Origin of the sequence: Priestia aryabhattai B8W22, assembly GCF_000956595.1 — a bacterium.
GTDB classification, from domain to species: Bacteria; Bacillota; Bacilli; order Bacillales; family Bacillaceae_H; genus Priestia; species Priestia aryabhattai.
In genome coordinates this window covers 1-26,974 of the sequence record NZ_JYOO01000009.1, presented here as the reverse complement: position 1 = coordinate 26,974, position 26,974 = coordinate 1, and the positions used below count along the sequence as shown (strand labels likewise).

The window sequence follows — 26,974 nt, the reverse complement described above, 5'->3', positions numbered from 1 at the left end:
TTCTTTCTATAATAAATGCAGTGAAAATAAAATCGGTGAATTATTACGCGTGTTAAATAAATACATAAAAAGTTTTTAGAGACGGTGGAAATAAATAGATAAATGTACAGGAGTATTTTGTATAGTTACATACTATATGAGTAGCTGATTATTGTTATAGGGCATTAAAGTAGCAAAATACGATAGAAAGTTCTAATTAGGAGGCTTTAAAATGGATCCAATGAGAGAAGAGTTAGGGATATTATCTGATAAAGAAATGACGTTGCAAACTCTTAATCTGAATAATATACCGTCTGTTGAATTAGTTGACCCAAAAACCTGTTCATATCCAGTGATAGGGAGGAAATATGGTCACCATAGCGGAAGAGATATTGTTATCGTCAATACAAAGGACCAAGCAATATATGAAGGATATGATTATTTTACGAAAATATATGCAATAGACAAAGAATATTGTCTAGAAGTAGAAGGACTAAGCGTAAAAACAGTACAAGTAGTGACCAGTGAACATGTTGTATTTAATGAAATACCCATTCGAACGCAAGCCTTCGGTTGGAAATTAGAACAGATAAACAGCATGGATGTACCGGAAATGCTGATGAACGTAGCCATTCGAGCGCTCTACGTAACAGGAGCTAAAAGCGGCTTTGTTAAAATGGGTGTATTAGAAAATGGAGAGTGTATCGTCACAGATATTAACTCATCAGAAAGCGATTGGATAGAAAAACCGCTAAAGCCTGCTGTTCCTTTTAGCATGGGTGCTGATGTTGAGTTTATGTTAAGTTGCGATGGAGAGCTTCTACCAGCTTCTACTTTCTTTTCTGTTGAAGGTCCGGTAGGTTGTGATGAAAGACAAATAGAGCAAGATAGCGGCGAGTATGCATTAGTAGAAGTTAGGCCTGAAAAAGCGAATTCATCAACAGAGCTATTTGAGAATATCCAAAAATTAATAGAAAAAGCATCTGCACAGGTACCATATAAAAACGTTCATTTTCGGGCAGGAAGCATGCCGTTTTCAGGGTATCAATGTGGAGGGCATATCCATTTTGGCATCCCGCTTTCTTTATCTTTATTAAGAGCTCTTGACCACTACCTTGCTATTCCAGTAGCGCTGATAGAAGAATCTAAGACTGCTAAACTTAGAAGGAAAACGAACCATGGAGGTATTGGACGCTATCGTGAAAAACCGTATGGATTTGAGTATTTAACGTTAAGTTCTTGGATTATCGACCCTAGAATTACTCTCTCTACTTTAGCTCTTGCTCAGCTAGTTGCTACCCATCATCATGAATTAAAAAGCGAATTTTTATTTCATCCACTTACGCAGCGTGCCTACTATCAAGGGAATAAAATCTTTCTTAAGCGGATGTGGAAAGATATCAAGGCGAATCTTATGAAAACATCTAGCTATCCACACTATCAAAATGAACTATCTTTTCTATTTGAAATGATCGAAAAAGAAATTCCTTGTGATGAATCAAACGATATTCGAGGAAATTGGAATGTAAAGATTTCTGAAGAAATCTATGATCGCGGATATATTATCCAAATCCCCAAAAAGCTCCGTTTAAAATACGGCCTCACAGAGGGGCAGTCTACGATTGTTAGTGCAGGAAAGGCAATATCAACCGCAACTGTTCATTCTTATCCTTTTTCATTTCGCCATTCAAATATGGTTCAACTCTCTAAATCTCTCCGTCATAAACTATCTCTCCCAAAAGATTGGTGCCCCAAGCTATCAGCTTCAGAAGGCATCATAACTTTAGGTCCTATCATTGGCATTCTTGCTAATCGTCCTTTTGAAAGACAAACAACTTATTTCCACCATTTATGTCGCTTAGCAAATGAAAAGCGAATGCTTGTATATGTGTTTGAACCCGAAGATATTGATTGGGAGAAAAAACTGGTTAAAGGAACAACCATTAATGGTGAAGGGCTTTTTCCTTTTCCTGCTGTTATTTATGATCGTTATTTCATAGATGGTAGAAAAAATATTTTAATAGATGAAGTAAGAGCAAAACTTCAGGCGATTTATAAAATTCCTTTTATTAATTCTTCAAATTTGTTTCAGCTTACGGGAGATAAGTGGGCAACATATCAACTTCTTATGAAAGAATACGAAGAGTTTCTTCCGGAGTCACGTCTAGTAAAAAAACCTGCTGACATTGCAGAAATGCTTGATAGCTACGGAGAAGTTTATTTAAAACCGCTTGGCGGAGCCTTAAGTAAAGGAGTCATGCGCATCGTTCGCCGACCAACAGGTATCTTTTGGTTTGATCTTAATAAAAAAGAGCTTCATCAATTCAGTAATATGGAAGAACTATTTACTTTGCTCTCCCCTTTGATGAAAAACAATCCTTATCTTGTTCAAGAAGGAATTCGCAGAAAGCAGCATAAAGATAAAAATTTAGAAATACGGGTTTATATGCAAAAAAATGAAAAACAAATTTGGCTTCGAACGGGTATGGTTGCGCGCCTCACCGGTGAAGATGTGCTAACGGAAGATTCTGAAACGAATATGCGCCTCAGTAAAATATTGAATAGTTTATACCCTGATCCAACAGACAGAAGGTTCGTTATAAACCAATTAGCTAAAATATCTAAAAATATTGTTGCAACAGTAGAGGAGAAAGTGGGTCCTTTTGGAGAGCTGGCAGTAGATTTATGTATAGATCAGTACGGTTCCATAAAGTTACTCGAAATAAATGCAAAACCAGATAGTCTATTCTCACAAATTAGAGCCTATAAGCTTCGTACTTTGGCGGGGATTCGTCTACTCAATTATGCATCTTCACTGGCGGGTTACGAAGAAGAAAAGGAGGATTTAACATGAAGAATTTCACATTAAATGAAATCCTTAAACAAACGGGGGGAGACCTTTGTTATGGATCAGGAAATCCCGTTATTAAACATGCTATAAACTACGCTAAAAGAGATATAGAGGATCATACACTCATCTTTCATTTAGATAGAGAACCGATTAGAGGGAAGTATTGGAAAGAAAATCATTCAATTGTCGTTATAACAGACCAACCCGAGCTGTGCACGAACTTAGAGAAAAATATTATTCTTGTTAAAACAGCTCAATTAGAAGATGCTTATTGGAAATTTATTGAATACTACCGAGGGCTCTTTGATCTTCCTGTTATTGGTGTTACAGGAACTTGTGGGAAAACGACCACGAAAGAGATGATCCGACAAATATTAATTGAAGATTATAAAGTGAAAGCTACGTGGATGAGTATGAATTCTATGTCTGTAAATCTACGTTATTTAACAGGTATTGATGATACGACGGAGGTAGCTGTTTTTGAGATGCCGGTCGCTTATCCAGGTTATCTAAAAGTTGCGTGCCGCTACTTTCAGCCGCAAATACGAATTCTATTAAATATAGGCGTGCACCATCTCGCTGATTGTGAAACACCTGAAGAATATATGAAAGCAAAAGCTGAAATTGTCGAAGGCTTAGATCCAAATAGCGGCATTTTGATTTTAAACGCAGATGACGAAAATATTAAGAAAGTGGTTGATGTGAGTCCTTTTAAAGGCGTTGTATATGTAGGTAAAAATGATGGTTCCCAATTTCAAGCAAAGAATATTAAATATGCTAATGGAGGAATGGCCTTTACTTTAAAGCACAAAAACAAAGAGTACAATGCCTTTATCCCTGGATATGGTGAACATAATGTTTATAATGCACTTGCTGCCATTGCTGCTGTATTTTATGTAGGCGTTGATATTTCCGTTGCCATACAAAGACTTAGCTTATTTGAACAAGTAGAAGAACATTTGGAATTTAAAAGAGGAATGAATGAATGTACGGTAATTAATGATACATGGAACTCTTCACCTTTATCGATGGCTACAGCTCTTAAAGTTCTTGGTGATATGTCAAAAGAGAAACGGTCTATCGCTTTATTAGGCTACATGCCTCAGCTGGGAGAAGGGCCTCATGCAATTAAACAATACGAAGAGATGGGAAAAAAAGCAGCGGAATCAAAAATTGACATTCTGGTTGTAGTAGGAGATGAGGCAAAAGCTATCGGAACAGGAGCTTTAAAATATGGAATGGATCCTAATAAAGTCTATTTCTGTAATACCGGCGACGAAGTATACGATGTTTTAGCTCCTTATTTAAATGAAAATACAATACTTCTATTAAAAGTAACGCATCGTGTTATGAAAAAACCTACTTTTAAACAATTAAGAAATAAACTCATTCCAGATAACGAAGAGTAAAAGGAGGATAGAAATGAAGAAGACTAAACAGCTAAGAGAGTTGATAGAAAGTAAACAGCTAGAGTTTATTATGGAAGCTCACAGTGCGCTATCTGCAAGGATTGTAGAAGAAGCCGGATTCAAAGGGATATGGGCCAGTGGCCTGTCCTTATCTGCAGCACTGGGTGTAAGAGATAATAACGAGGCTTCATGGACACAGGTATTAGACGTCTTAGAGTTTATGAGTGACGCAACATCCGTTCCAATTCTTCTTGATGGCGATACAGGCTATGGGAATTTTAATAATGCAAGAAGATTGGTTAAGAAATTGGAGCAGCGAGACATTCCAGGCGTGTGTATTGAAGATAAATTGTTTCCAAAAACAAACTCATTTATTAAAGGTGAAGCACAGCCGCTTGCAGATATTAATGAATTTTGCGGCAAAATTAAAGCAATGAAAGATAGTCAAAAAGATGAAGATTTTGTGGTGGTATCGCGCGTAGAAGCTTTTATTGCAGGGTGGGGGCTGAAAGAAGCTTTAAAGCGTGCAGAAGCTTATCGCCAAGCGGGAACCGACGCCGTTTTGATTCATAGTAAAAGGTCAGATATGACAGAGATCGAAGCTTTTATGAAAGAGTGGGGAAACAGGCTTCCAGTTATTATTGTTCCAACCAAATACTATTCGGTTCCAACTGATAAATTTAGTGATTTAGGAATTAGCTTGAGCATTTGGGCTAACCATAACTTAAGATCTTCCATTACAGCTATGCAGAAAACGTCTGCTCAGATTTATTCCGATAAAAGTTTGATTAACGTAGAAAAAAATGTCTCTCCGCTTGAGGAAGTTTTTCGCCTTCAAAAAGCTGAAGAGCTCGATATGGCAGAGAAACTTTATTTAAGCTCTGCCAATCATAGCACGAACGCTATGATTTTGGTAAAAGAATCAGCAAATGACGCTTTAATAACTGAGCAGATAAATCAGTTAAAAAAAGTCGGCGTGACAAATAGTATAAAAGTAGATCGTAACAAAGCTATGGAAGACAAGGAGTTTCCTCATAAAGGAGAATTATATCATCTTTATGCTGCGAGGGATAAGCTAGGAACGGCTACTTTAATAAGCGATAGTAACATCGTGTATAAAACACATATTTTTGAGGAGTTAATTCATGAAAGTGGCGATATCACTATCGTAGCAGGAGCTGATTACGAGTTAAAAGGAAATCAAACATCTTATGTAACCGCTAAACTTCCCTATTCCAAACAGCTGTATTCCAAAACAGTAGACTTGATTCAAATGTCGTGCAATCCAAACTCTAAAAACATTCATGGTGAATTCATTGGTCTTTGGAAAGTTTCCGGAAAAGGCACTGAGATTGTAAAAAGAGCTTTAGAAGAACTGGCACAAAGAAAAGATTTCGCTCAGCTCACGTTCTCTGATTTCTTTAATTATATTAATCTAATTCATCCGGTTGCTGTTAAATATACGATGGGGTCATGGATAGATACGGAAACGTATACAAAGATTCAAAAAGATGGTGGGAAAAATGATTAGTACGTCCGTATTTGGAACTCAATTAAAAAAACTAGGTTTTCAATTTTATAGCGGGGTTCCTTGTTCCTATCTTAAACATCTTATTAACTACGCTATCAACGAATGTGAATATGTAGCAGCAGCAAACGAAGGAGAAGCGGTAGCGATTGCTGCTGGTGCATCAATCGCTGGTAACAAAGCGGTTGTTTTAATGCAGAACTCCGGATTAGCAAATGCTGTTTCCCCTTTAACCTCTCTTATTCATCCGTTTAAAATTCCTATTCTTGGATTTGTCAGTTTTCGCGGAGAACCTGGATTTCCGGATGAACCGCAGCATGAATTAATGGGAGAAATTACTCCTGCCCTGCTAAATACGATGAAAATAAAATGGGAATATTTATCTTCTGATTTTGTGGAAGTCAAAAAACAATTGCAGCGGGCTAATCAAGCTGTTGAAAATAATGAAAGCTACTTCTTTATTGTGAAAAAAGGAACGTTTGAGCCAGTTAAGCTTTTAGAAAAATCAATGAATAACGTTACTCCTAAAATGAAAAGTGAACAGATAACAACCGACGAGTTACCTTCAAGGTATGAGGCATTACAAGTAGTTAATTCACTAAAGGACAATGATACCATTCAGGTGGCCGCTACAGGGAAAACTGGAAGAGAGCTTTACGAAATAGAAGACGCAAGAAATAATTTTTATATGGTTGGATCTATGGGGTGCGTTAGTTCCATTGGTTTGGGCTTAGCTTTAAGCAGAAATGAAAAGAACATCATTACGATTGATGGAGACGGAGCTTTGCTTATGCGCATGGGAAATCTAGCAACCAACGGCTACTATTGTCCGGCAAATTTATTACACATTCTTTTAGACAATCAAACCCATGATTCTACAGGGGGACAACATACGGTCTCTCATAACATTAATTTTGTAGATATTGCTTCTTCCTGTGGGTATCAAAATTCCATTCATGTTCATAACTTAAATGAGTTAGAGACGCATATAAAACAGTGGAAAAACGATAAAAAATTAACGTTTTTATATCTTAAAATAGCGAAAGGATCTAAAAAGAACCTGGGGCGTCCTGAAATGAAGCCTTATGAAGTCAGAGAAAGACTGCAGGTGTTTTTAGATGATTAAAACAGCTGTTATTCTAGCTGCAGGGATGGGGAGCAGGATTCGTAAAAGAGCTGGAAATCGCCCTAAAGGTTTTTTGATGATTGATGAAAAATCGATTATTGAACATTCCATTTCGAAGTTAATAGAAGCGGGAGTTGAGACGATTTTTATTGGAACAGGTTATATGAAAGAAGAATATGAAAAGTTAATGGTTAGATACCCTCAAATAAAATGTGTTTATAATTCTAGATACGAAACAACAGGAAGTCTGTTTACGCTGTATCAATTTAAAAATTATATTAAAGAAGATTTTTTACTATTGGAATCAGATGTAATTTATGAAAAGAGTGCATTGAAAACATTAGTAAACCATTCGAGATCAGATGTCATACTAGCGAGTAAATTGAACGGTGCTGGTGATGAAGTGTATATCGAAGCCGATGAAAATAATAGCCTTAAGAATATGTCAAAACAAAAAGAAGAGTTGAATAGTATCTATGCAGAACTAGTTGGTTTAACCAAACTCTCTTATGCTACATTTCAGAAACTTTGTGATGAAGCAAATACGCTATTTCAGTTTAATCAAACGATTGATTATGAATATGGCCTCGTTAAAATTTCTGAAAAAACAAATGTGTATATTCATAAACTGGACAATTTGGCATGGTGTGAAGTGGATGATGAAGATCACTGGGCAAGAGCAACTACTATTGTTTATCCGGTTATTAAAGCTCGAGAAGGTATTCCACACGCTGTTAAGAGAAATATACTTCTAAACCCGGGACCGGCAACTACCACAGACACCGTCAAATATGCTCAAATAGTGGAGGACATTTGCCCGAGAGAAAAAGAATTTGGGGAGACGATGGAATTTATCTCTGCTGAACTAACAAAATTTGTTGGGAATCCAGAGAAGTATACTACGGTATTATTCGGCGGATCTGGAACAGCGGCAGTGGAATCGATTTTAAGTTCAGTAATTGATAACGGTACTGTGGTTATTATCAATAACGGTCCATACGGTGAGAGAATGTGTAAAATCGCTGAGATTTATGGGCTGAATTATGCAGAATATAAAAGCTCCGCCGAGCAGGCTATTGATATGAACGACTTAGAAATTTTCATAAAAAAGATTTCAACGAACGTTTCTTATCTGGCACTTGTTCACTGTGAAACGTCAACAGGGCTTCTTAATGATATTGAACAAATTGGAGAATTTTGTGCAGTGAAAAATATCGAGATGATTGTGGATGCAATGAGTTCGTATGCAGCTGTTCCGATTGACATGAAAAAAATGAATATAAGCTATCTGGCCGCAAGTGCAAATAAGAACCTTCAAGGAATGGCAGGGGTGTCGTTTGTTATAGCAAATAAAGACCGGTTAGAAAAAACGGAGCAAATGAAGCCTCGTAACCTTTATCTTCATTTATATGATCAGTACCGCTATTTCCAAATGAATAAACAAATGCGTTTTACTCCTCCTGTTCAGACTATGTATGCCTTAAAGCAGGCAATTATAGAAACTCAGTGGGAAGGAATTGAGAAACGATATGAACGCTACTCAAAATCATGGACTACTTTAACTGATGGAATTACTCGGCTTGGGTTAACTTATTTGGTTCCGGAAACACATCATTCTAAAATTATTACTTCTATCATCGAGCCTTCCGATAAAAAATATAATTTTGATATTATGCATGATTTTTTTTATAAACAAGGATTTACCATTTATCCTGGTAAAGTTAATAAATTAGAAACGTTTCGAATAGCAAATATTGGTGATATCACATATAGAGATATAGAAAGATTTCTTCACCTTCTTGAACAATATCTTAAAGCTTTAAAAGGAGAGTGAGAAAGAGTTGAATCAAAAATTAGCTGTAGCAGTTATGGTAATCAATCAAGATCATCACGTACTTCTAGTCAAAAACTATAGACGGGGATGGGAATTTCCTGGAGGCTTTGTAGAAGCAGGTGAATCGATAAAAGAGGCGGGTATACGAGAAGTTAAAGAGGAATCTGGAATTGTTATTGAAGTGACCAACTTTCTTGGAGTAGAACAAGATGTTAAAAGGTCTACTACTGTTATTTTATTAAAAGGAAAAGCGATTAGCGGGGAAATTTCTGTCTCTAATGAAACGCAGGATGTGGGATATTTTACATTAGAAGAAGCAAAAAACATAATTAAATTAGATAACTTTAAGGATCGAATGGCTAGATGTCTAAAAGAGACTGAAATACCATTTTTCTATATTTTAAAAGACACGGGCTCCTTTTACTTATAGGCGGAAGGTTTCTGTGTTGTGCTAGAAAAGCAGCCTGAACTCGATTAAATAAAAAACTCTCATCGTCATGCGCAGCGCTGAGAGTTTTTATCAGTAAAAGTATCGTTGTTTATTCAGCCGTCGCAATTTCTTCTTCTACATCATGGTCTTCTAAATTAGCATCTAAAAATTCACTTGTTTCCGATAAATTGAGATTTAATTTCGTTTTTTTGCAAATTTGAATGGTAACATCCTGAACTGAGACGTCTAAAACATGGCCCCCTTCGTTTTTATATTCATCAATAAAGTGCAGGTGGTAGCCGGGAACACCGATGCCTGAAGAATATTCTGGCGTGTAAAAACCTGCTAGTGTTCCATTTACATCTGAAGATGTAAATGTAGGCTGATCAGCCGCCGCATCTACCATAGAGGGGTAGGGTTTCTCTTGCTTTGCAACCGTGCGGGTTTTTACTTCTTTAAACTTCCCGTCAATGCGAACTGCATAGAATAGATTCGGGCTTGGAATAAGCTCGTTCATTAAGGTTTCTAGTTGTTCACGATTCATTTCCTTTTCTACACGGTAAGAGATATCTTCATAAAAGGTTGTCATAATGGCAAATGGTGTTTTTACATCTTCACTAATAGGTGCGGCTTTCCCATCAGCAATATGATAAAATTCTCCGTCAAAGGCAATCATTTCACCGTCCAATTGATTAAACGTACCGATGCCGAAATCACCTTTTTTAGCTAATTCCTTGTATGTGACAACACCGTCAAACACGCCGTCTAATAAAGCAATCATAGTGGAAGTTTGGTGAATCGTTAATTTTTCTTTATTGCTCATTCTTTACTCAGTCCTTTCAGTTAATTTGATCTGGCAGTAGGTGTGTATTTAATTTTTCATTATCTTTATAATCTACAGGAACATCAATGATAACGGGGCCTTGTTCGTGAAAAGCGTTTGCTAGAGTGTCCGAAAATTCTTCTGGAGAGTTAACTCTAAATCCTTTGGCACCAAAACTTTCAGCAAGTGTAACAAAGTCTACACTGCCAAACTCTACTGCAGATTTTCGGCCATATTTAATCTGCTGTTGAAAGCCAACCATATCGTAGGATTGGTCGTTCCAGATAATGTGAACAATCGGTAAGTTTAACCGAACGGCTGTCTCGAGTTCCATAGCTGAAAATAAAAAACCGCCGTCTCCAGACATGGACAGAACTTTTTTATGGGGGCGAACGAGCGCAGCTGAAATAGCCCAAGGTAAAGCAACACCTAGCGTCTGCATGCCATTGCTGAATAGTAAATGCTGAGGTTCATAGGAACGAAAATAACGAGCCATCCATATGTAATGCGAACCAACGTCACATGTGATGGTAGTATCATCTTCAACAAAGTCCTGCAGAGTTTCAATTAACTGTAGGGGATGAAGGTGAGTGTCATTAGAAAACTCGTACTGATCGTCAGGTTGTTCTAGTTTGCTTTTTAGCGTTTTTAAAAAAGAAGCACTTTCTTTTGAACGTATTAAATGTGGAAGTTTATCCGCTAGTATGTCAATTGTGCTTGGAATATCTCCTACTAACTCAATTTCTGGCTGGTAATGATGGTCAGCTTGTGCTTGTAAATCATCTAAATGAATAATACTTCTTTGACTTTCTGAGTTCCAGAGAGAAGGAGGGTATTCAACTGGGTCATATCCAATTGTTAAGACGACGTCAGCATGCTTTAATAAGACGTCTCCAGGCTGATTGCGAAAAAGACCTACTCGTCCAAAAAAATGAGTTTCAAGCTCTCGTGAAACAGCTCCCGCACCTTGGAACGTTTCTACAACAGGAAGGGCATGTTCTGCTACAAGCTGACGGATTGATTCCACTGCTTTAGATTTACTTGCTCTCATACCTAAAAGCAAAACAGGTAGCTTTGCTGTGCGAATAGTGTGTATAGCTTGGGCAACAGCGTCTAAATTAGCAGCGCCAATCCTAGGAGCTTTTAAAACCGGTAGAGTGGAAGCTGATGTTTCGCTATCCATTACATCCTGCGGCAAGCTGACAAAAGATGCTCCTGAAGGAGAAGAAACAGCTTCGCGAAAGGCGTCTGTTATCACTTCCGGAACGTTTGCAGCGTCTTCTACCTCAACGCTGAATTTGGCTATAGATTTAAATAGTCCTTCATTATCCATTGATTGATGCGTCTTTTTTAATCGATCTGCTCTTGGAACGGCTCCTGCTAGGGCTACCACTGGATCACCTTCAGAAGTAGCAGTGACAAGGCCAGTGGCTAAATTAGCAGCACCTGGACCTGATGTGACAAGGCAAACGCCCGGCGTACCTGTCAATCTTCCCATAGCAGCTGCCATAAACGCAGCATTTTGTTCATGGCGGCACACAATTACTTCTGGTCCTTTTTCTTTCAAAACATCAAATACGCCATCAATTTTGGCTCCTGGAATGCCAAATATATAAGGCACATTCTGACTTGCCAAACTTTCTACTAGTAAATCGGCGCCTTTTTTTGTGTCGGTAGTATCACCATTACTCATCATGCATTCTCTCCTTTATATTTCTTAGATAGGTTTTAAGGCCTACTGATTGAATACCCAATTTGTATGACAACTAACCAAAGGAAAGAGAAGGTTTTAATTTTCTAAATAAAAAACTTCCCTATTAATTAGGGAAGCAGAGATGTACCTATTTCGAATAAAACATATCTGTTTTATTTGTAGGTTTATGGTACTTGAGGGATAGCAAGTGAAAGTCCTACGCGGCTCTTATTTGGTATGGTTAAAAAGCTTTTGGTAACTAATAATTTTTTGATCTAGCTTTTGACTTAATTTTAAAATCTCACCGTGAGAATAGCTACTTGTTTTCTTAGCTAATTGGTAAATATCTGATTGTAAGGCTCGAATTTCTTTTTCTAACTGAGGTTGCTTCATTTGAAATCCTCTCCAAGTCAGAATACTTCTATCTTCTATCTTTTATCTAATAGTATGAAATTCCTTCATATTTGTAAAATGTTTTTGTTTTGAAAAATATGAAATAGGTGAAGAGCTGCTGACAAGCTTTGTCGAACACTTTTTTTACCTATTTTCAACAAATATGATATACTAAGGCTAGGAAAAATGATAATTCGGAGCGCACGTTCAGTTATTCTTAACAAGCGAATGAATTTTTAGCTTTGACAAGTTTAACTTGTAAGGTGAAGAAATTCATCACATAACCTTATTAGATCTGAACCTTGTTAGCCCGGATGAGGATTTGTCGAAAACGATTCACTAGAAAAAACCTTCGAGACCGCCAACTCGGAGGTTTTTTTATTTTTGTGTATGGGAAGTGAAAAAAAGACATAGACTAATAAAGAAAAAGGTCCCGCACCCATAATCGACCGTAGTTGATTACACCTTGTCCATTTCTGCAAGGAAGCGGTCTTTTTACTATAGGGAAGTGCCGCCAAACACCATTCCCTAAAGACAATCAGCACACGGGCCTTATGGATGAAGAACCTTTTAGACGATACTTATCGGTGATTACTTATTTTACTACTGGAAAAATAGCAAAATAAGAGCGACTATGGCTCCTAAAAGCTCTACGTAAGCCGTTAGGAGCTGAACATTCTCAGCATCTAGGAAAAATGACTTGAGGATTTGTCTCAGACTATCCACCACCTTTTTCTTCCTTGCGTGAATTCTCAAGGGAAAGAAAGGGGACGACAGTGCTTCTTTATTTTAACAAAAGTAGGAAATGATAAGTAGATTTATTTGAAGTGTAAATTAAAAAAGCATGTAGAATACATGCTTTTTTAATTTGGATAAATTTCTTTTATGCGTCCGACTTGTCCATCTGTTAAACGGACTTTGATGCCGTGTGGGTGAAAGCTTGAATTGGTCAGAATGTCTTTGACCGTTCCATGTGTAAGTTTCCCAGAACGCTGATCTGCTTTTAAAACAATGTCGACTTCAATTCCAGGGGCTACGTCTTTTCTATTTTGTCCGTTCATTATACACCTGTTCTCTTTCGCTGATTATTCGTTTTTTTTGTTTGTTGACTCGTCAGTTTTTTGGTTGCTTGATTCGTGCTGCTATTTTGAGCTTTACTTGAAGATTGATTTTTCTTATTAGCAAGCTGCTGTTTGATAGCATCTTGAAGACTAATTTTCTTTTTAAGTTGTTCTGTCATATGAGCTCCTCCTGAATACGTACATCGTCTGAAAAAACAAAGAAAGTAAGGCAATGAAAAAGCTGACTATCTAGTCAGCTTTTTTTAATTAGAAACAGTGACTTCTTCTACAGGCTGCATAAGTACAGCTTCTTTATCAGGATACGTTTTTTCAATATGATGTTCTCCCCAAGAGCATAATGAATCAAGAATGCTTTTTAAAGACCATCCGTAATCTGTTAAAGAATATTCTACTCGAGGCGGCATTTCATTGTACATTTTTCTAACAATGATGCCGTCTGCTTCAAGTTCGCGAAGCTGCTGCGTTAATACTTTTTGTGTAACGCGCGGCATAATCCTTTTTAATTCCCCAGGGCGCTTTGTCCCTTTAATTAAGTGGCAAAGAATAACGACTTTCCACTTGCCTCCAATGACTTCTAGTGCCGCTTCCACTGGAATATTATATTTTTTCACGTTAACAACTCTCCTTGTTCTAGAGATAACGGTTAAATGCATGGTTTCGCATTTTTTCTGATGTTTATCATACCACTATAGAGCAAAATTTTCTAGGTGTAAGCATTTTTTTAGAATACCCAATAGTTCATGACTTTAGTATTTACGCTTATTGTAACCTCCAGGTACCTATATCACTTGAAAGTGCGTACTTTTTCTTTGGTTTTACATCGCTCATAATAACAATTGTTGATGGCCGGTTAGCGAATATATGAAGGGTACCTGCGCTAATCAGCTGTAAGAGAAGCTATTATAGAAAAATTATTATAACGAACAGGAGGCGTTAAGAAGTGAATACACTTTCACAAACACAACAAAGTAAAAAAAGCGGTGCTTTGCCGCTATTAGCGCTAGCTATTAGCGCCTTTGGAATCGGGACAACTGAGTTTGTTCCAGTAGGTTTATTATCATCGCTTGCAGATGATTTAAATATTTCCATTACACTAGCAGGGTTATTAATTTCAGGATACGCAATGGGAGTTGCATTTGGAGCTCCCGTATTAACAGCTTTAACAAGTAAAATGAGCAGAAAATCATTGCTGATGCTATTAATGGTTATTTTTATCGTAGGAAACTCAGTAGCAGCTTTGTCAACAAGCTTTGGACTGCTGCTTATAGCACGAATTATCACTGCATTTTCACACGGTATTTTCTTTTCTATCGGTGCGACTATTGCTGCTGATTTGGTGCCGGAAGATAAGCGGGCAAGTGCCATTGCTTTAATGTTTACAGGTTTGACAGTAGCAACTGTTACTGGTGTTCCGCTTGGTACATTTATCGGACAAGCTTTCGGCTGGAGAGCAACATTTTGGGGAGTAGCGTTACTTGGAGTTATTGCCATTATTGCAAGTGCTCTTTTAGTGCCTAAAGACTTAAAAGAAGCGCCGCCGGCAAAATTTAGTGATCAATTGGAAATTTTGAAAAACGGGCCGCTTTTACTATCGTTTGCTATTACCGCCTTAGGATATGGCGGGACGTTTGTAGCTTATACGTATTTAGCACCTATTCTTGAAAAGCTAACAGGGTACGCACCAAGCGCGGTTAGTATCTTGCTACTGGTATATGGTGTAGCAGTAGCCATCGGAAATACGGTCGGAGGAAAAGCTGCGAATAAAAACCCGTTAAAAGCATTATTTTGGATGTTTTTAATTCAAGCAGTTATCTTAGTTATTTTATCGTTTACTGCATCGTTTAAAGTAGCGGGAACAATTACGATTTTTGCCATGGGCTTATTGGCATTTATGAACGTACCTGGACTGCAAGTGCTGGTCGTGAACTTAGCTGAAAAGTATGTCCCTTCAGCAGTGAACGTAGCCTCTGCGCTTAATATTGCTGCATTTAATGTTGGAATTGCTATTGGTTCTTTTGTAGGCGGCCTGATTGTTGATTCCATTGGTCTTGTTCATACTCCTTGGATTGGGGGAGTGATGGTTTTAGGAGCGGTCTTATTAACCGCATGGAGCCGCTCAATAGAAGCAAAAGCAAAATAAAACAAGAGATCATCGCCTTTTGCGATGATCTCTTAGCTATAAAAGGAGAAGAAGTGCTTCCGCGTTTGCCGTCTCATATGTAGCAAACAAAAAGAGGCTGGGACAAAAGTAGTTTAGTTAAAGGGAAATCCGAACGATGAATCGAGATTCTTAATGGAGAATCTAACTCGTTCGGATTTTTTTATGGGTAGGATGAACGTAGATTTTATGTATGTAGTTGCTTCTAGCGGTTGATTGGAGGACAAGACGAAGACTTCTGCGGGAAAAGCGGAATAGGTGAGACCCCGCAGGAGCTTAGCGACAGGCTCACCGGCCGCCCGCGGAAAGCAAAGTCTTGCATGGAAATCAACCGCGATGGAACAAGCGGGCCATATAAGCTCCTTTATCCAATTAGTTCATCTTTAGATTCCATTGATTCATTATGTCTCAATCTCTTTTTATATAGATTTTAAGTTATAGGATATATAAGAAATATGTATTAGAGTTATTGATCCTATGTTCTTTATAATAAAATTATCCATTATCTCCTTGGATGATATAAAGTCGAAAGGAGAAATACGATGAGTGTTGCATTTTTATTTCCAGGACAAGGCGCACAATATGCTGGTATGCTTCATGATATAAAAAATAAATGGGGATTAGCCACTACGTTTGAAGAAGCAAGTGAGGCTTTAAATCAAGACGTGTTATCGTTAGATTCGTCAGAAAGATTAAAATATAATAAAAACGTTCAAATATGTCTTTTTATTGCAGGGGTGGCTACGGCTAGGTCTTTTAAAAACAAAGGATACTCGCCAGACGTGGTAGGAGGGCATTCAATAGGGGCGTTTGGAGCAGCAGTTACATCTGAAGTGTTATCTTTTAAAGAAGCTCTTCTTCTTGTGAAAAAAAGAGGGGAACTGATGGAAAATGCTTATCCTGATGGTTATGGTATGGGGGTTGTAATGGGACTGCGCGAACATCAGCTTCTCTCTATTGTACATGAAATATCAACTGATGCAGCTCCTGTTTACGTAGCGAATCTAAATGCTCCTGATCAAATAACGATTTCTGGCACCTTAAAAGCAATTGAGAAAGTTCTTGAAAAAGCATCTAAAAAAGGGGCTAGAAAAACTAAAATGCTTCATGTAACGGTGCCTTCTCACTGTCCTCTTATGGAAGGAGTTTCGAGCGAATTACGAAAAATAATAACGGAAGTGAAAGGAAAAGCCCCGGTCGTTCCTTTTATAGGTAATTGTAAAGCTCGGAAATTATGGAAAGCTGCTGATATTAAGGAAGATCTGGCAGCGAGTGTTGCCCTGCCCGTTCGTTGGCATGATGCTACGGAAGTTATGTATGAAATGGGTACAAGATTATACATTGAAATGGCTCCCGGAAGAGTACTAACGGATTTGACTGCTAAGAGCTTTCCGGAAGCAAGGGCTATTTCTGCAGCCGAATCTACCATGAAATCTGTGTTAATTCTAATGGAAAAAGAAAAAATGTAAGCGCCTTAATTTAGGAATAGAAGAAAGGAGCTAGAACATGAGTGGCATAAAAAAAACTTCAAAATCATGGACAACTCGCCGAAATCAAAAAGCAGCCCGCCTTGCGAAAATAGACCATCTTCTTAAAGGAAAGTTATTGGTTAATGCACACATTATTGAAGCGTTAGAATTGCTTATATCACCCGGAGATAAAGTAGTGCTTGAAGGAGACAATCAAAAGCAAGCATCTTTTTTATCAAAGGCGCTGAATGAAGTAAGCGCTGATAAAATAAACGGCCTTCATATGATTATGTCTAGTATTTCACGGCCGGAACATCTCGACATATTCGAGAAAGGAATTGCTGAAAAAATTGATTTTTCGTACGCAGGTGCTCAAAGTCTTCGCGTATCTCAAATGATTGAAGATGGCACGTTGAAAATGGGGGAAATTCATACATATCTAGAGCTTTACGGACGTCTTTTCATTGATTTAATTCCCAATATTGCATTAGTGGCTGCCGATAAAGCGGATGCACAAGGTAACTTATATACAGGAGCAAATACGGAAGAAACGCCGACGATTATTGAAGCAACAGCGTTTAAAGACGGAATTGTCATTGTGCAGGTAAATGAACTTGTTGAAGAACTTCCGCGAGTTGATATTCCGGCTTCTTGGATTGATTGTGTCGTCGTGGCGGATCAGCCTTATCAATTGGAAGCTTTATTTACGCGAGATCCTCGTCATATTACAGAGCTCCAAATTTTAATGGCTATGATGACGATTCGAGGTATCTATGAGCGCCACAGCGTACAATCATTAAATCATGGAATTGGCTTTAATACAGCTGCAATTGAGCTTTTGCTGCCTACTTATGGAGAAAAGTTAGGACTGAAAGGAAAAATATGCAAGAACTGGGCTCTGAACCCTCACCCTACGTTAATTCCGGCGATTGAAAGCGGATGGATTGAGAGCGTACACTGCTTTGGCGGAGAAGTAGGAATGGAACAATACACAGCAGCGCGTCCAGATGTGTTTTTTACAGGACGCGACGGCAGTCTGCGTTCAAACCGTGCGATGTGTCAAGTGGCTGGTCAATATGCGGTAGATGCTTTTGTAGGATCAACTTTGCAAATAGATGGAGAAGGAAATTCTTCTACCGTCACATCCGGACGTTTGTCAGGATTTGGCGGAGCGCCTAACATAGGGCATGATCCTAGAGGCCGCCGACATTCTACGCCTGCTTGGTTGGATATGATAAACGAGCAGCACGAACTAGCAAGAGGCAGAAAGCTAGTTGTTCAAATGGTTGAAACCTTTCAATCGGGAAATGAGCCTGTTTTTGTTGAATCTTTGGATGCAATAAATGTAGCTAAACAGGCAAATTTAGCTACCGCTCCTGTTATGATTTACGGGGATGATGTGACACATGTCGTGACCGAAGAAGGAATTGCTTATTTATATAAAGCACAAAGCTTGGAAGAAAGAAAAGCAGCGCTTGAAGCCGTAGCAGGGGTAACGCCTATAGGGTTACGGCATAACCAAAATAAAGTAGAAAGAATGCGCAGAGATGGCCTAGTGGCTTTTCCGGAAGATTTACAGATTCGCCGTACGGAAGCAAAGCGTTCATTATTGGCGGCGAGAAGTGTAGAAGATTTAGTAGAATGGTCAGGTGGCTTGTACAATCCCCCTGCTAAATTTAGGAGCTGGTAAGGAATATGCGTATTCAGAGTATTCAAGAAGAGCCAAGACCAGCTGTGTTTTACTCATGTCTAATAGCTAAAATGGCAGTTACTGCTCTGGTTGATGAGGCGGTGCTTACACCTAAGCCTGGACTTGTAGATGCAGCAACAACTGGATCTCATCAAGATATGAATATTGAAACGCTGTTAACTTCTGCTTATGCTTTACAACCGACCTTTTCACAGATTGCATTATATAGTCAAGGAAAGCAGCCAAGTCAGTTACTAAGGGAAGAAATTGCTCGAATTGGACGCGAAGGCGAACAAATTATGTACACGGCTACGGATGGTGTTAATACACACAAAGGAGCTATTTGGGCATTAGGTCTACTTGCTTCTGCAACAGCGGTTTGCGGCATTCAAGCATCACCTGCATCCATTACAGAAACTGCAGGACAAATTGCTCGTTATGCAGATCGTTTTTGTCCTCTGCATTCATCTAATGGACTCCGTGTGAAAAAACAGTATGGCGCAAAAGGAGCGGCTGGAGAGGCGAAGCAAGGATTTCCACGCGTGATTCATATAGGCTTGCCTGCTTTACATAAGGCTCGCAAGCTAGGCATACATGAAACATCAGCGAGGATTGATACTTTAGTAACACTAATAGCCAATCTTGATGATACGTGTATTTTGCATCGTGCGGGTCCGGTTGTGTTAGAGGAGGTTAAAATGGCGGCATCCAATGTATTAGAAGCTGGAGGGGTATCTACACCAATAGGAAAACAGCGGCTAGAAGCGTTAGATACTATTCTTCTATCATCTAACGCTTCTCCAGGTGGAAGTGCAGATTTGCTGGCTGCTGTATTATTTTTAGATCGAATATCTCTTTTTAAAAAATCGTAAACGTCTGCAGGGAGGAGTGGCCAATGGAAACGTTAGTGTTTAAATACAAAGCCGATCGAAAGTTAACTCAGCGCGCACATGTAGGCGTTGTTGGTTCAGGGGATTTAGAAATTTTAATGGTTCCTTCTGATGAAGAACAGGCTCACGTATCAGTACGAACAGGAAGTGAAGGGTTTAGTGAAACCTGGAAAGCTGTATTAGACCGGTTCTTTAGTGTTCATACAATTCAAGCGAAAATTGTAATTAATGATTTTGGTGCTACGCCTGGTGTAGTCGCTTTGCGTCTTGCACAAGCTTTGGAGGTGAGTGAAAATGGGAGTAAATAATCAAAGCTTTATTGAGTTAAATGGAAGAGAACGAGCGCAGGCAATTTTAGATCAAGGCACATTCCGTGAGCTGCTCGGCCCTTTTGACGGGATCGAATCGCCTCATTTACCTAAGCAAGATATTGTTCCTCAAAGCGATGATGGCGTCATTATAGCAAGTGGGCTGATAGCAGGGGAGCCAGCAGTTGTCATTTCAATAGAAGGAGGGTTTCAAGGAGGAGGCATCGGTGAAGTATCGGGAGCTAAAATTGCAGGAGCTTTAGAATTAGCTCTTAATAATCACAAAAAAGGTGTTCCTGTTAGACCTGTTTTTCTATTCGATACAGGAGGGGTAAGGCTGCAAGAAGCGAATTATGGACTTTTGTCGATATCTGAAATTGGCTCAGCTGTAGTTGCTCTGCGTGAGCATACGCCTGTTGTCGGCGTTATTTCAGGAAATGTAGGCTGCTTTGGAGGGATGTCTATCACTGCTTCACTCTTTAGTTATCTCATTATGACAAAAGAAGCAAGGTTTGGTCTTAACGGCCCCGAAGTGATTGAACAAGAAGCGGGAGTTGAAGAGTTTGATGCAAGAGACCGAAGCTTAATCTGGAAAACGATTGGCGGTATTCAACGCTATGAAACGGGGTTTGCAGATGCCTTAGCACAGGATGATGTTACTGCTATTCAACGGGCGGTTCAAGAGACGTTTCACAAAAAAGAAAAAGTAGCTAGTAAAACAGAACAAGTAGATTTTTACAGACATTTGCTTAGTAAGGTTGATCCTTCAGAAAAAATGGCTCCTGATCAATTTCAAGAATTGTATAAAGTAACAAAAAATGAACATATCCCTTTAACAGTCTCTTACTCGTTGAACGAAGTTCCAGGTAGCATGCCCAACAGCCGCGGTCGCGTGTGGATTAACGCTTTAATAAATGATGAAGAAGCAGATTTTGAAATTCCTTCCGTTCTTTATAAAGACGCACTACTAGGAAGAGAAAAGGTCCGATATATATCGGTTGTGCCTAATCCTTATAATCGTTTCTTACGTGCACGAAAAGGCGAAGTAGGACTAGATGAAGGATGGGCAATTGCCAAGCACGTTCGTGAAGTCATAAAAGAAGATCGAAATCAATCTCCGCGTCCTATAATTGCCATTGTGGATGTGCCGAGTCAAGCCTATGGATATCATGAAGAACTTCTAGGTATTCACTATGCTTGCGGTGCTGCGGCTGATGCTTATGCAGCAGCGCGCTTAGCAGGTCATCCGGTTATTACGTTAATTGTCGGAAAAGCAATTTCAGGAGCGTTTTTGGCTCATGGATACCAATCAAATCGGATATTGGCTTTGAAAGATGAAGGAGTGAATGTTCACGCCATGTCCAAACAGTCGGCTGCACGCATTACCAAAAGAAGCATCAAAGAACTTGAAGAAGCTTCAAAGAAAGTCCCTTCCATGGCCTATGATATTGAGTCATTTGCTTCACTTGGTGCTTTATATGAGCTGATTAGCGGTATTCAAGCAGAGCAGCCCACAGAGCGCGACGTTCAAACGATTCAAGATATTTTGACTGGAGCAGTAGAAGATGTACGCCGTGAAGGTGTATACGATTTAAGCAGCCGGCTGCACAGTGAGCAAGCAAGAAAAGCAGGGCGAAAAGCTTCTTTATTAGTAAGAGGTGAGTTGGAAAAACAATGGAATATATAGCTCATGATTTGCTTCAGTTAAAAGAGGAAGCAAAGCTTATCAGTTATACACCTATCCCCGAGTGGGTGGAGCATTCTTTAGCGAAAGCTCCGTTTGTAGTTGTAAGGCGTGCTGTTTACCGAGATAAACTGATACCTGTTGGAGTAAGAGGAGAACGAAGAAATCAGCGTTTTGGTGCTTTTTTATCTGAGGAGGCCATTAAACAAACAATTAGGCCGGAAAATCTCGTTTCACTTTTTCAAAACGGCCAGTCCAGAAACATGCCAGCTATACGCGCTTTAGAAGAGGTGGCTATTATTTTTGGGGAATTTGCGTGGGGACCAACCGGCAGTGTGGGGTTTGAGCTTGCAAGCGGTGAAGAAGTTGTCACGACAACCAGTGATTTAGATGTACTTATTCGCCTTTCTTCATATTTGTCGGTGAAACAAGCGGAAATGATAGTCAGTGAGCTAAAGAGGTGCTCAGTTTCTGTAGATGTACAGGTAGAAACAGAAAAAGGAGCCTTTTCTCTAACGGAATATGCAAAAGGCGAAGAGACGCTGCTTCTGCGTACTATATATGGGCCTGCCTTAGTGAAACTGAATCAATTAATATAAAAGACGGAAAGAGGGATCTGCACCTTTTCCGTCTTTTCTGTCAATACCAGCTTTTTTCCTGATTTAACAAACGCTTGGCTTCCAAAAAGAATATTTGAATAAACTTTTTGGTGTTAATGCGAATCGGCAAAATTTTAGAATCTCCCTGCAATTCTTTCATTTTTTTGCGAACGGCTGTAAAGTCAAAAAACTTAGAAGCGTAATTTTCAAACTTTGGATTTGAAAAATCTGTTAATCCAATAGAAGCAAAGTGATTCAGTGAGTGAGTAACTGCTCGTCTTATTCGCTGTTCACAAGCCTTGGTTTCACGATTAATTTCAATGGAAGACGCGTGAGCGCCCAATTTTTTCTCAGCGACATTCACAAAAATATTTTTTAGAGAAGGGAAATGTTTTTCCACACTTTCTCTTTGGTCATAAGTGTACAGAAACTGTAAAATATCCAGTAAATCTTTTGCACCATTTTCTCCTACAATACCTAATTCGGCTAATAAGAATTTCCCTACATCGTATAGATGAGCTTGTTTCGTTATCGGCTGACTTGAAGGGGAAGCGTGATGAGCTGTCGCTAAACTATTCAAGGAGGTTTTAATATCATCGATTGATTTCTCAAGAGAGATTCGTTCAATTACTTTTCGAATAACCGTTAAAATTTCAATTCGATTAATTGGTTTTGTAATATAGTATTCAATTCCTAATGAATAGGCTTCTCCTATCAATTCTTTGGACTCTACCTGTGAAATCATAATCATTTTTCCTTTAAATGAATCTTTTAAATGACGGATCGTTTCGATTCCGTCTCGTCCTGGCATAAGTAAATCAATAAATAAAATATCAATTTGCTTTAAATTTAACGTAGAGGCATCTAAAAAGCTTCCGTCTACGACTTCTTCTACAACTTCTCCTAAATCCTCATCTTCAATCAGCTGACTGAGCGTTGAACGAATGGCTGAATCATCATCTGTAATACAAAATCGCATAAACTCATCCTTTCTGAATTAGACTACAAAGAGGTATTTGAATGATAAAAATCATCCCGTTATCTCCATATTTAGCTTCAATCGTACCTCCAAGTTCTTGCACAATATCTCTTACGTAAGAAAGGCCAATTCCAGTAGAGGGGTTTCCAAATTGATCATATTTTGAGGTGAAGCCAGGTTCGAAAATAGCTTTTTCGTACTTCAAAGGCACGCCAGGACCATCATCTTGTACATGAAATTCTACATGTTCAGCTTGTCTATGTACGGATAAAACAATCATTCCCTCATTTTTAATCGCCTCCACTGCGTTTGCTACCAAATTATTAATGATCGATAAAATAGTGTAAACGTGGTAGCTGAAATGTTCCCCGGTGACAGAAGAAAAAAAGCTAATTTGTTTGTGAAGAGAATCGGCATATTTTTTGTTGATGCGTACGATCAGCTCGATTAATTCCTCTGTTTTCATATAATTTTGAAAGCTTTCATTTGAAATTGTTTTAGATAAGCCCGCAAAAATACGCTGATTGTCTTTTTTTACTTCGTGAATATCTCCTGCAATCCGAAGCGCTTTTTTGCTGAGCGATTGATTTAGCACAGAATGATCTTTTTCCTGCTGATTTAATACACGGTATAAATCGTACGAAGCTTTTGTAATCACTTCTGTATTATGAAGGGTCTTTTTTAAATGAACAGTTTCTTCATAAAGGCTTGTAATAAGCATTAGCATGTGCTCATTTTGTTTGCGAATTTGACGTTCTCGTGACTGTGATTCATAAATTGTCATCATATTAAAAAAGCTAAGCACAATGAAGCTGTGAGCAAAAGCAATAACGGCCATATCGGATAATGAATCAACATGAATGGTTGTGTGCAAAACGATATACTGCGCAGTTAGTTCGACTATATCAGCAGCTATTTCAATGATGAGTCCAATCAATCCAATCACAATAGCACTATAGTTCATGCGGCTTACTTTAAAAATAAAAAATAAAAGTGCATACGTAAAGTAAAAGAAAAACGTAGGGTAATGCGTATGTGCAGAAGCCGCAAATTGAAAATGATCGAGAGTGATATAATCGAGCATGATGCGAAAGAGAACGACGCTTAAAGCAGTTAACAAGCCGCCGGATAAAACGGTTTTTCGTTTTAAAAGCAATAGGAAAAAGAAAAATGTAGGAGCTCCAAATGTAATTCGAAATGTTTCATTTAACGGATAAAATTTTAGCTCTCCTGCCAGCGGAACAGTAATGAGCATGAGCAATAAAATGTACGGATCTTTTCGAATGAAAGATTTAAAATTCAGATAATTACACCTCCTGAAGTGATTCGTGAATTAGTATACATTGTGACAGCGTCCAGCACAATGGAGAAGAGTGCCAAAGATAAAAATATAATTCCAAAAAATTTTGTAGGTTTTTGTATGCTCTCGTAGGTTGCATTGTACATTAAAAATGAAAATGAAATCGCGCTTTATGAAAGCGCTTTAAAATAAAAAGTTAATGAAGTGATGAGGTGATTTTAATGAAAAGAGAAATAGAACAGGAAATGTCTCACTTACAGCTCACTGCAAAAGATCGGTTACATGAGTGGGTGCAACAAATAAAAGAATTTTCGTCAGAAGGAAAAACGGCTGATTATATCCCCGCTCTGAAAGATATGGACTCGTCTCAATTAGGTATTTGTTTGATTGGTGCTGACGGAACAGTTATCCAGTCTGGGGATTATGAAGCGGTATTTACTCTTCAAAGTATTTCTAAAGTCATTAGCTTTATAGCAGCTTGCTTATGCTGCGGCATTCCTTATGTACTAGAGAGAGTGGATGTAGAGCCGACTGGAGATGCATTTAATTCTATTATAAGACTGGAAATGCATAAACCAGGAAAGCCGTTCAATCCTATGATTAACGCCGGTGCTTTAACGGTTTCATCTCTTTTATCTGGGGAGACGGCAAAAGAAAAATTAAGCTATTTGTTTGATGTGATAACAATGCTTACCGGGAAAACACCGCTCATTAATGAAACCGTCTTTGAATCAGAATGGCAAACGTCTCATCGAAATCGTGCGCTTGCCTACTATTTAAAAGAAACAAACTACTTACAAGGAGAAGTAGAAGAAGTTCTAGAGGTTTACTTAAAGCAGTGCTCAATTGAAGTAACGACTGAAGATATTGCGCTGATCGGATTAATTCTGTCATTAGACGGATATCATCCAGTGTTTCACAAACAAGTAATTCCAAAAGAAGTAGCTAAATTAACAAAAGCGCTCATGCTTACGTGCGGTATGTATAATGCCTCAGGAAAGTTTGCGGCATTTGTTGGTATGCCAGCTAAAAGCGGTGTATCAGGAGGAATCATGTCATTGGTGCCACCTAATACGAAAAAGCAGTCTCCATTTCCTGACGGATGCGGTATCGGAATTTACAGTCCAGCTATTGATGAGTATGGAAATAGCGTAAAAGGCGTTACGCTGCTAAAAAAAATCGCAAAAGAATGGGATTTGAGTATTTTTTAGTCTATTTACGTACTCTTCACTCGCTTCAATAATATAAACACCAAGAGAAAAAACTTTCATGTTTTGCATTTGTTCTACCAAATTTTTTAATGAGGTGATAGGCGTGCAACAAGCAATCGAAAGTGTAATTAGTGTCATCAATGATTTTTTTTGGTCGAATTTATTAATTATTTTACTTGTATCAATCGGTATTTATTTTACGGTTCGCTCCCGTTTTTTGCAGTTTCGCATGTTGAAAGAAATGGTACTTGTTTTGAAAGAAGGACGAGCGGCTAAAGATGGGGGAGTCTCCCCGTTTCAAGCTTTCTGCATAAGCATGGCAGCTCGAGTAGGAACAGGAAATATTACCGGCATAGCGATTGCTATTGCTCTTGGTGGTCCGGGTGCTGTATTTTGGATGTGGATTATTGCCATTATCGGCTCAGTATCAAGTTTTGTAGAAAGTACACTCGCTCAAATCTATAAAGTAAAAGGGTCAAACGGATTTCGAGGAGGACCCGCTTATTATATGGAAAAAGGGTTAATAAAAGATGGATGGGCGACTATTTGCTGTACTCATTACACTATCATTTGGCCTGGTGTTTAACGCTGTGCAGTCTAATACGATTACGCTGGCATTTGAGAACTCTTTCGGAACGAGCCGCTTATTGATTGGGATTGTTATGACAGTTATATTTGCGGTAATTATTTTTGGCGGGATCAAACGCATCGCCAAGATATCGGAATACATCGTTGTTGTATTAGCCGTTTTATACATTGGAATGGCTCTGTTCATTATCTTTAAAAATATTGATCAAATGCCTGCGGTTCTATCTCTAATTGTGAAAAATGCATTTGGATTTGAACAGGCGCTTGGGGGATCAATTGGTGCAACGTTAATCAACGGAGTAAAGCGCGGACTGTTTTCCAATGAAGCAGGGATGGGAAGTGCTCCCAACGCGGCGGCAACTGCCGTGACGAGTCACCCAGTGAAACAAGGTCTTATCCAAGCATTTGGTGTCTTGACGGACACACTCGTGATTTGTACAAGCACAGCATTTATCGTTCTCTTATCCCCCGCCTATAAGCAGGGACTAAGCGGCATTGAATTAACGCAAGCTTCTCTTAGTACACATATCGGTTCTTGGGCGTCAGGGTTTTTAGCTATTATGGTATTTCTATTTGCTTTTAGTACGTTAATTGGCAATTACTATTATGGAGAAACGAATATTGAATTTTTAAATTCAAATAAGATGTGGCTTTGGTCTTATCGTATAGGTGTTTTAGCGATGGTTATTTTTGGATCGGTCGCTCAGCTTCAGCTTGTATGGAATTTGGCAGACTTATTTATGGGGATGATGGTAGTGGTGAACTTAATTGCTATTTTTCTATTATCGAAAGTGGCGTTTTCTGCCTTGCATGACTATACTCAGCAGAAAAAGGCAGGAAAAAATCCAGTCTTTTATAAAGATGCGTTAGAAAACAATCAAAATATTGAATGTTGGGAGAGAGAATCGACTTCCTCCCCTTCTGGAAAAGAGAATATTATCTAAAAAAAG

At 38.6% G+C, this 26,974-nt stretch carries 23 protein-coding genes and 1 pseudogene; 16 read left to right on the top strand and 8 right to left on the bottom strand.

Annotation, left to right across the window (positions count from 1 at the left end; all coding sequences use genetic code 11):
- Positions 1-211: 211 nt before the first annotated feature.
- The 6 genes from N178_RS08950 to N178_RS08925 are packed head-to-tail and all read left to right on the top strand — an operon-like array spanning position 212 to position 9,157.
- Positions 212-2,833, top strand: coding sequence for a putative amidoligase domain-containing protein (locus tag N178_RS08950; protein ID WP_045291846.1), 2,622 nt, complete (start codon positions 212-214; stop codon positions 2,831-2,833).
- On the top strand, positions 2,830-4,239 hold the full coding sequence (locus tag N178_RS08945) for a Mur ligase family protein (RefSeq protein WP_045291845.1): 1,410 nt from the start codon (positions 2,830-2,832) through the stop codon (positions 4,237-4,239). The genes N178_RS08950 and N178_RS08945 overlap by 4 nt, the downstream gene beginning before the upstream one ends.
- Before the next feature lie 13 nt (positions 4,240-4,252).
- Complete coding sequence (aepX, locus tag N178_RS08940) at positions 4,253-5,770, top strand: phosphoenolpyruvate mutase (RefSeq protein ID WP_045291844.1); 1,518 nt, start codon at positions 4,253-4,255, stop codon at positions 5,768-5,770.
- Positions 5,763-6,893: a phosphonopyruvate decarboxylase gene (aepY, locus tag N178_RS08935; RefSeq protein ID WP_045291843.1), complete on the top strand. Its 1,131-nt coding sequence runs from the start codon at positions 5,763-5,765 to the stop codon at positions 6,891-6,893. The genes aepX and aepY overlap by 8 nt, the downstream gene beginning before the upstream one ends.
- Entirely contained in the window at positions 6,886-8,727 is a 1,842-nt protein-coding gene (locus tag N178_RS08930) for a 2-aminoethylphosphonate aminotransferase (protein ID WP_045291842.1), read from the top strand. Before aepY ends, N178_RS08930 begins: the two co-directional genes overlap by 8 nt.
- 7 nt (positions 8,728-8,734) lie before the next feature.
- Positions 8,735-9,157 (top strand): NUDIX hydrolase, encoded by a 423-nt coding sequence (locus tag N178_RS08925; protein ID WP_045291841.1) that lies wholly within the window; start codon positions 8,735-8,737, stop codon positions 9,155-9,157.
- A gap of 109 nt (positions 9,158-9,266) precedes the next feature.
- Here the strand turns inward: N178_RS08925 and budA are convergent, their stop codons facing one another.
- The 6 genes from budA to N178_RS08900 form a co-directional block, all read right to left on the bottom strand.
- Positions 9,267-9,980 carry an acetolactate decarboxylase gene (budA, locus tag N178_RS08920; RefSeq protein WP_045291840.1) on the bottom strand — a complete coding sequence of 238 codons (714 nt, stop codon included), beginning with the start codon at positions 9,978-9,980 and terminating at the stop codon, positions 9,267-9,269.
- A 16-nt stretch (positions 9,981-9,996) separates the two neighbouring features.
- Positions 9,997-11,676: an acetolactate synthase AlsS gene (gene alsS / locus N178_RS08915; protein WP_080890166.1), complete on the bottom strand. Its 1,680-nt coding sequence runs from the start codon at positions 11,674-11,676 to the stop codon at positions 9,997-9,999.
- 225 nt (positions 11,677-11,901) lie between these two features.
- Positions 11,902-12,066 carry an aspartyl-phosphate phosphatase Spo0E family protein gene (locus N178_RS25845; RefSeq protein ID WP_074679143.1) on the bottom strand — a complete coding sequence of 55 codons (165 nt, stop codon included), beginning with the start codon at positions 12,064-12,066 and terminating at the stop codon, positions 11,902-11,904.
- Positions 12,067-12,929: 863 nt separating this feature from the next.
- Positions 12,930-13,127, bottom strand: coding sequence for a YwbE family protein (locus tag N178_RS08910; protein WP_013055498.1), 198 nt, complete (start codon positions 13,125-13,127; stop codon positions 12,930-12,932).
- Complete coding sequence (locus tag N178_RS08905; RefSeq protein ID WP_013055499.1) at positions 13,127-13,306, bottom strand: hypothetical protein; 180 nt, start codon at positions 13,304-13,306, stop codon at positions 13,127-13,129. Before N178_RS08905 ends, N178_RS08910 begins: the two co-directional genes overlap by 1 nt.
- Positions 13,307-13,390: 84 nt before the next feature.
- Positions 13,391-13,759, bottom strand: a complete 369-nt coding sequence (locus N178_RS08900; RefSeq protein WP_013055500.1) for a winged helix-turn-helix transcriptional regulator — start codon at positions 13,757-13,759, stop codon at positions 13,391-13,393.
- A 329-nt stretch (positions 13,760-14,088) separates the two neighbouring features.
- Between N178_RS08900 and N178_RS08895 the strand changes: the two genes are divergently transcribed.
- The 8 genes from N178_RS08895 to N178_RS08865 all read left to right on the top strand — a co-directional run bounded on the left by N178_RS08895 (position 14,089) and on the right by N178_RS08865 (position 21,946).
- Entirely contained in the window at positions 14,089-15,288 is a 1,200-nt protein-coding gene (locus N178_RS08895) for an MFS transporter (protein WP_045291838.1), read from the top strand.
- A gap of 230 nt (positions 15,289-15,518) precedes the next feature.
- The gene (locus tag N178_RS26985; RefSeq protein ID WP_169746661.1) at positions 15,519-15,740 is read left to right on the top strand and encodes a hypothetical protein; all 222 of its coding nucleotides are present in this window, start codon (positions 15,519-15,521) and stop codon (positions 15,738-15,740) included.
- 108 nt (positions 15,741-15,848) lie between these two features.
- A complete protein-coding gene (locus N178_RS08890; RefSeq protein WP_045291837.1) occupies positions 15,849-16,775 on the top strand; it encodes an ACP S-malonyltransferase in 927 nt (308 codons plus the stop codon).
- Positions 16,776-16,812: 37 nt separating this feature from the next.
- Complete coding sequence (gene mdcA / locus N178_RS08885; RefSeq protein WP_045291836.1) at positions 16,813-18,465, top strand: malonate decarboxylase subunit alpha; 1,653 nt, start codon at positions 16,813-16,815, stop codon at positions 18,463-18,465.
- Between the two features lie 5 nt (positions 18,466-18,470).
- Positions 18,471-19,337: a triphosphoribosyl-dephospho-CoA synthase gene (locus N178_RS08880; protein ID WP_045291835.1), complete on the top strand. Its 867-nt coding sequence runs from the start codon at positions 18,471-18,473 to the stop codon at positions 19,335-19,337.
- Positions 19,338-19,360: 23 nt separating this feature from the next.
- Complete coding sequence (locus N178_RS08875; RefSeq protein ID WP_045291833.1) at positions 19,361-19,663, top strand: malonate decarboxylase subunit delta; 303 nt, start codon at positions 19,361-19,363, stop codon at positions 19,661-19,663.
- Positions 19,650-21,350: a biotin-independent malonate decarboxylase subunit beta gene (gene mdcD / locus N178_RS08870; protein WP_045291832.1), complete on the top strand. Its 1,701-nt coding sequence runs from the start codon at positions 19,650-19,652 to the stop codon at positions 21,348-21,350. Before N178_RS08875 ends, mdcD begins: the two co-directional genes overlap by 14 nt.
- A complete protein-coding gene (locus N178_RS08865; protein WP_045291831.1) occupies positions 21,338-21,946 on the top strand; it encodes a malonate decarboxylase holo-ACP synthase in 609 nt (202 codons plus the stop codon). Before mdcD ends, N178_RS08865 begins: the two co-directional genes overlap by 13 nt.
- 40 nt (positions 21,947-21,986) lie before the next feature.
- On the opposite strand, the gene N178_RS08860 is transcribed toward N178_RS08865, so the two are convergent.
- Both N178_RS08860 and N178_RS08855 read right to left on the bottom strand, forming a co-directional pair.
- Positions 21,987-22,925 carry a response regulator gene (locus N178_RS08860; RefSeq protein ID WP_045291830.1) on the bottom strand — a complete coding sequence of 313 codons (939 nt, stop codon included), beginning with the start codon at positions 22,923-22,925 and terminating at the stop codon, positions 21,987-21,989.
- A 4-nt stretch (positions 22,926-22,929) separates the two neighbouring features.
- Positions 22,930-24,180, bottom strand: a complete 1,251-nt coding sequence (locus N178_RS08855; protein WP_045291951.1) for an ATP-binding protein — start codon at positions 24,178-24,180, stop codon at positions 22,930-22,932.
- Positions 24,181-24,446: 266 nt separating this feature from the next.
- Between N178_RS08855 and N178_RS08850 the strand changes: the two genes are divergently transcribed.
- Together N178_RS08850 and N178_RS08845 are read left to right on the top strand one after the other, a co-directional pair.
- On the top strand, positions 24,447-25,436 hold the full coding sequence (locus tag N178_RS08850; RefSeq protein WP_045291829.1) for a glutaminase: 990 nt from the start codon (positions 24,447-24,449) through the stop codon (positions 25,434-25,436).
- 58 nt (positions 25,437-25,494) lie between these two features.
- Positions 25,495-26,968: pseudogene (locus N178_RS08845) on the top strand (alanine/glycine:cation symporter family protein).
- Positions 26,969-26,974: the final 6 nt, after the last annotated feature.

What these genes read in the sequence shown, in the direction of transcription:
- N178_RS08950 (WP_045291846.1), top strand. Translation starts at nt 212, where the DNA reads ATGGATCCAATGAGAGAAGAGTTAGGGATATTATCTGATAAAGAAATG.
- N178_RS08945 (WP_045291845.1), top strand. Translation starts at nt 2,830, where the DNA reads ATGAAGAATTTCACATTAAATGAAATCCTTAAACAAACGGGGGGAGAC.
- aepX (WP_045291844.1), top strand. Translation starts at nt 4,253, where the DNA reads ATGAAGAAGACTAAACAGCTAAGAGAGTTGATAGAAAGTAAACAGCTA.
- aepY (WP_045291843.1), top strand. Translation starts at nt 5,763, where the DNA reads ATGATTAGTACGTCCGTATTTGGAACTCAATTAAAAAAACTAGGTTTT.
- N178_RS08930 (WP_045291842.1), top strand. Translation starts at nt 6,886, where the DNA reads ATGATTAAAACAGCTGTTATTCTAGCTGCAGGGATGGGGAGCAGGATT.
- budA (WP_045291840.1), bottom strand. Translation starts at nt 9,980, where the DNA reads ATGAGCAATAAAGAAAAATTAACGATTCACCAAACTTCCACTATGATT.
- alsS (WP_080890166.1), bottom strand. Translation starts at nt 11,676, where the DNA reads ATGATGAGTAATGGTGATACTACCGACACAAAAAAAGGCGCCGATTTA.
- N178_RS25845 (WP_074679143.1), bottom strand. Translation starts at nt 12,066, where the DNA reads ATGAAGCAACCTCAGTTAGAAAAAGAAATTCGAGCCTTACAATCAGAT.
- N178_RS08910 (WP_013055498.1), bottom strand. Translation starts at nt 13,127, where the DNA reads ATGAACGGACAAAATAGAAAAGACGTAGCCCCTGGAATTGAAGTCGAC.
- N178_RS08905 (WP_013055499.1), bottom strand. Translation starts at nt 13,306, where the DNA reads ATGACAGAACAACTTAAAAAGAAAATTAGTCTTCAAGATGCTATCAAA.
- N178_RS08890 (WP_045291837.1), top strand. Translation starts at nt 15,849, where the DNA reads ATGAGTGTTGCATTTTTATTTCCAGGACAAGGCGCACAATATGCTGGT.
- mdcA (WP_045291836.1), top strand. Translation starts at nt 16,813, where the DNA reads ATGAGTGGCATAAAAAAAACTTCAAAATCATGGACAACTCGCCGAAAT.
- N178_RS08880 (WP_045291835.1), top strand. Translation starts at nt 18,471, where the DNA reads ATGCGTATTCAGAGTATTCAAGAAGAGCCAAGACCAGCTGTGTTTTAC.
- N178_RS08875 (WP_045291833.1), top strand. Translation starts at nt 19,361, where the DNA reads ATGGAAACGTTAGTGTTTAAATACAAAGCCGATCGAAAGTTAACTCAG.
- mdcD (WP_045291832.1), top strand. Translation starts at nt 19,650, where the DNA reads ATGGGAGTAAATAATCAAAGCTTTATTGAGTTAAATGGAAGAGAACGA.
- N178_RS08865 (WP_045291831.1), top strand. Translation starts at nt 21,338, where the DNA reads ATGGAATATATAGCTCATGATTTGCTTCAGTTAAAAGAGGAAGCAAAG.
- N178_RS08860 (WP_045291830.1), bottom strand. Translation starts at nt 22,925, where the DNA reads ATGCGATTTTGTATTACAGATGATGATTCAGCCATTCGTTCAACGCTC.
- N178_RS08855 (WP_045291951.1), bottom strand. Translation starts at nt 24,180, where the DNA reads ATGCTCATTACTGTTCCGCTGGCAGGAGAGCTAAAATTTTATCCGTTA.
- N178_RS08850 (WP_045291829.1), top strand. Translation starts at nt 24,447, where the DNA reads ATGAAAAGAGAAATAGAACAGGAAATGTCTCACTTACAGCTCACTGCA.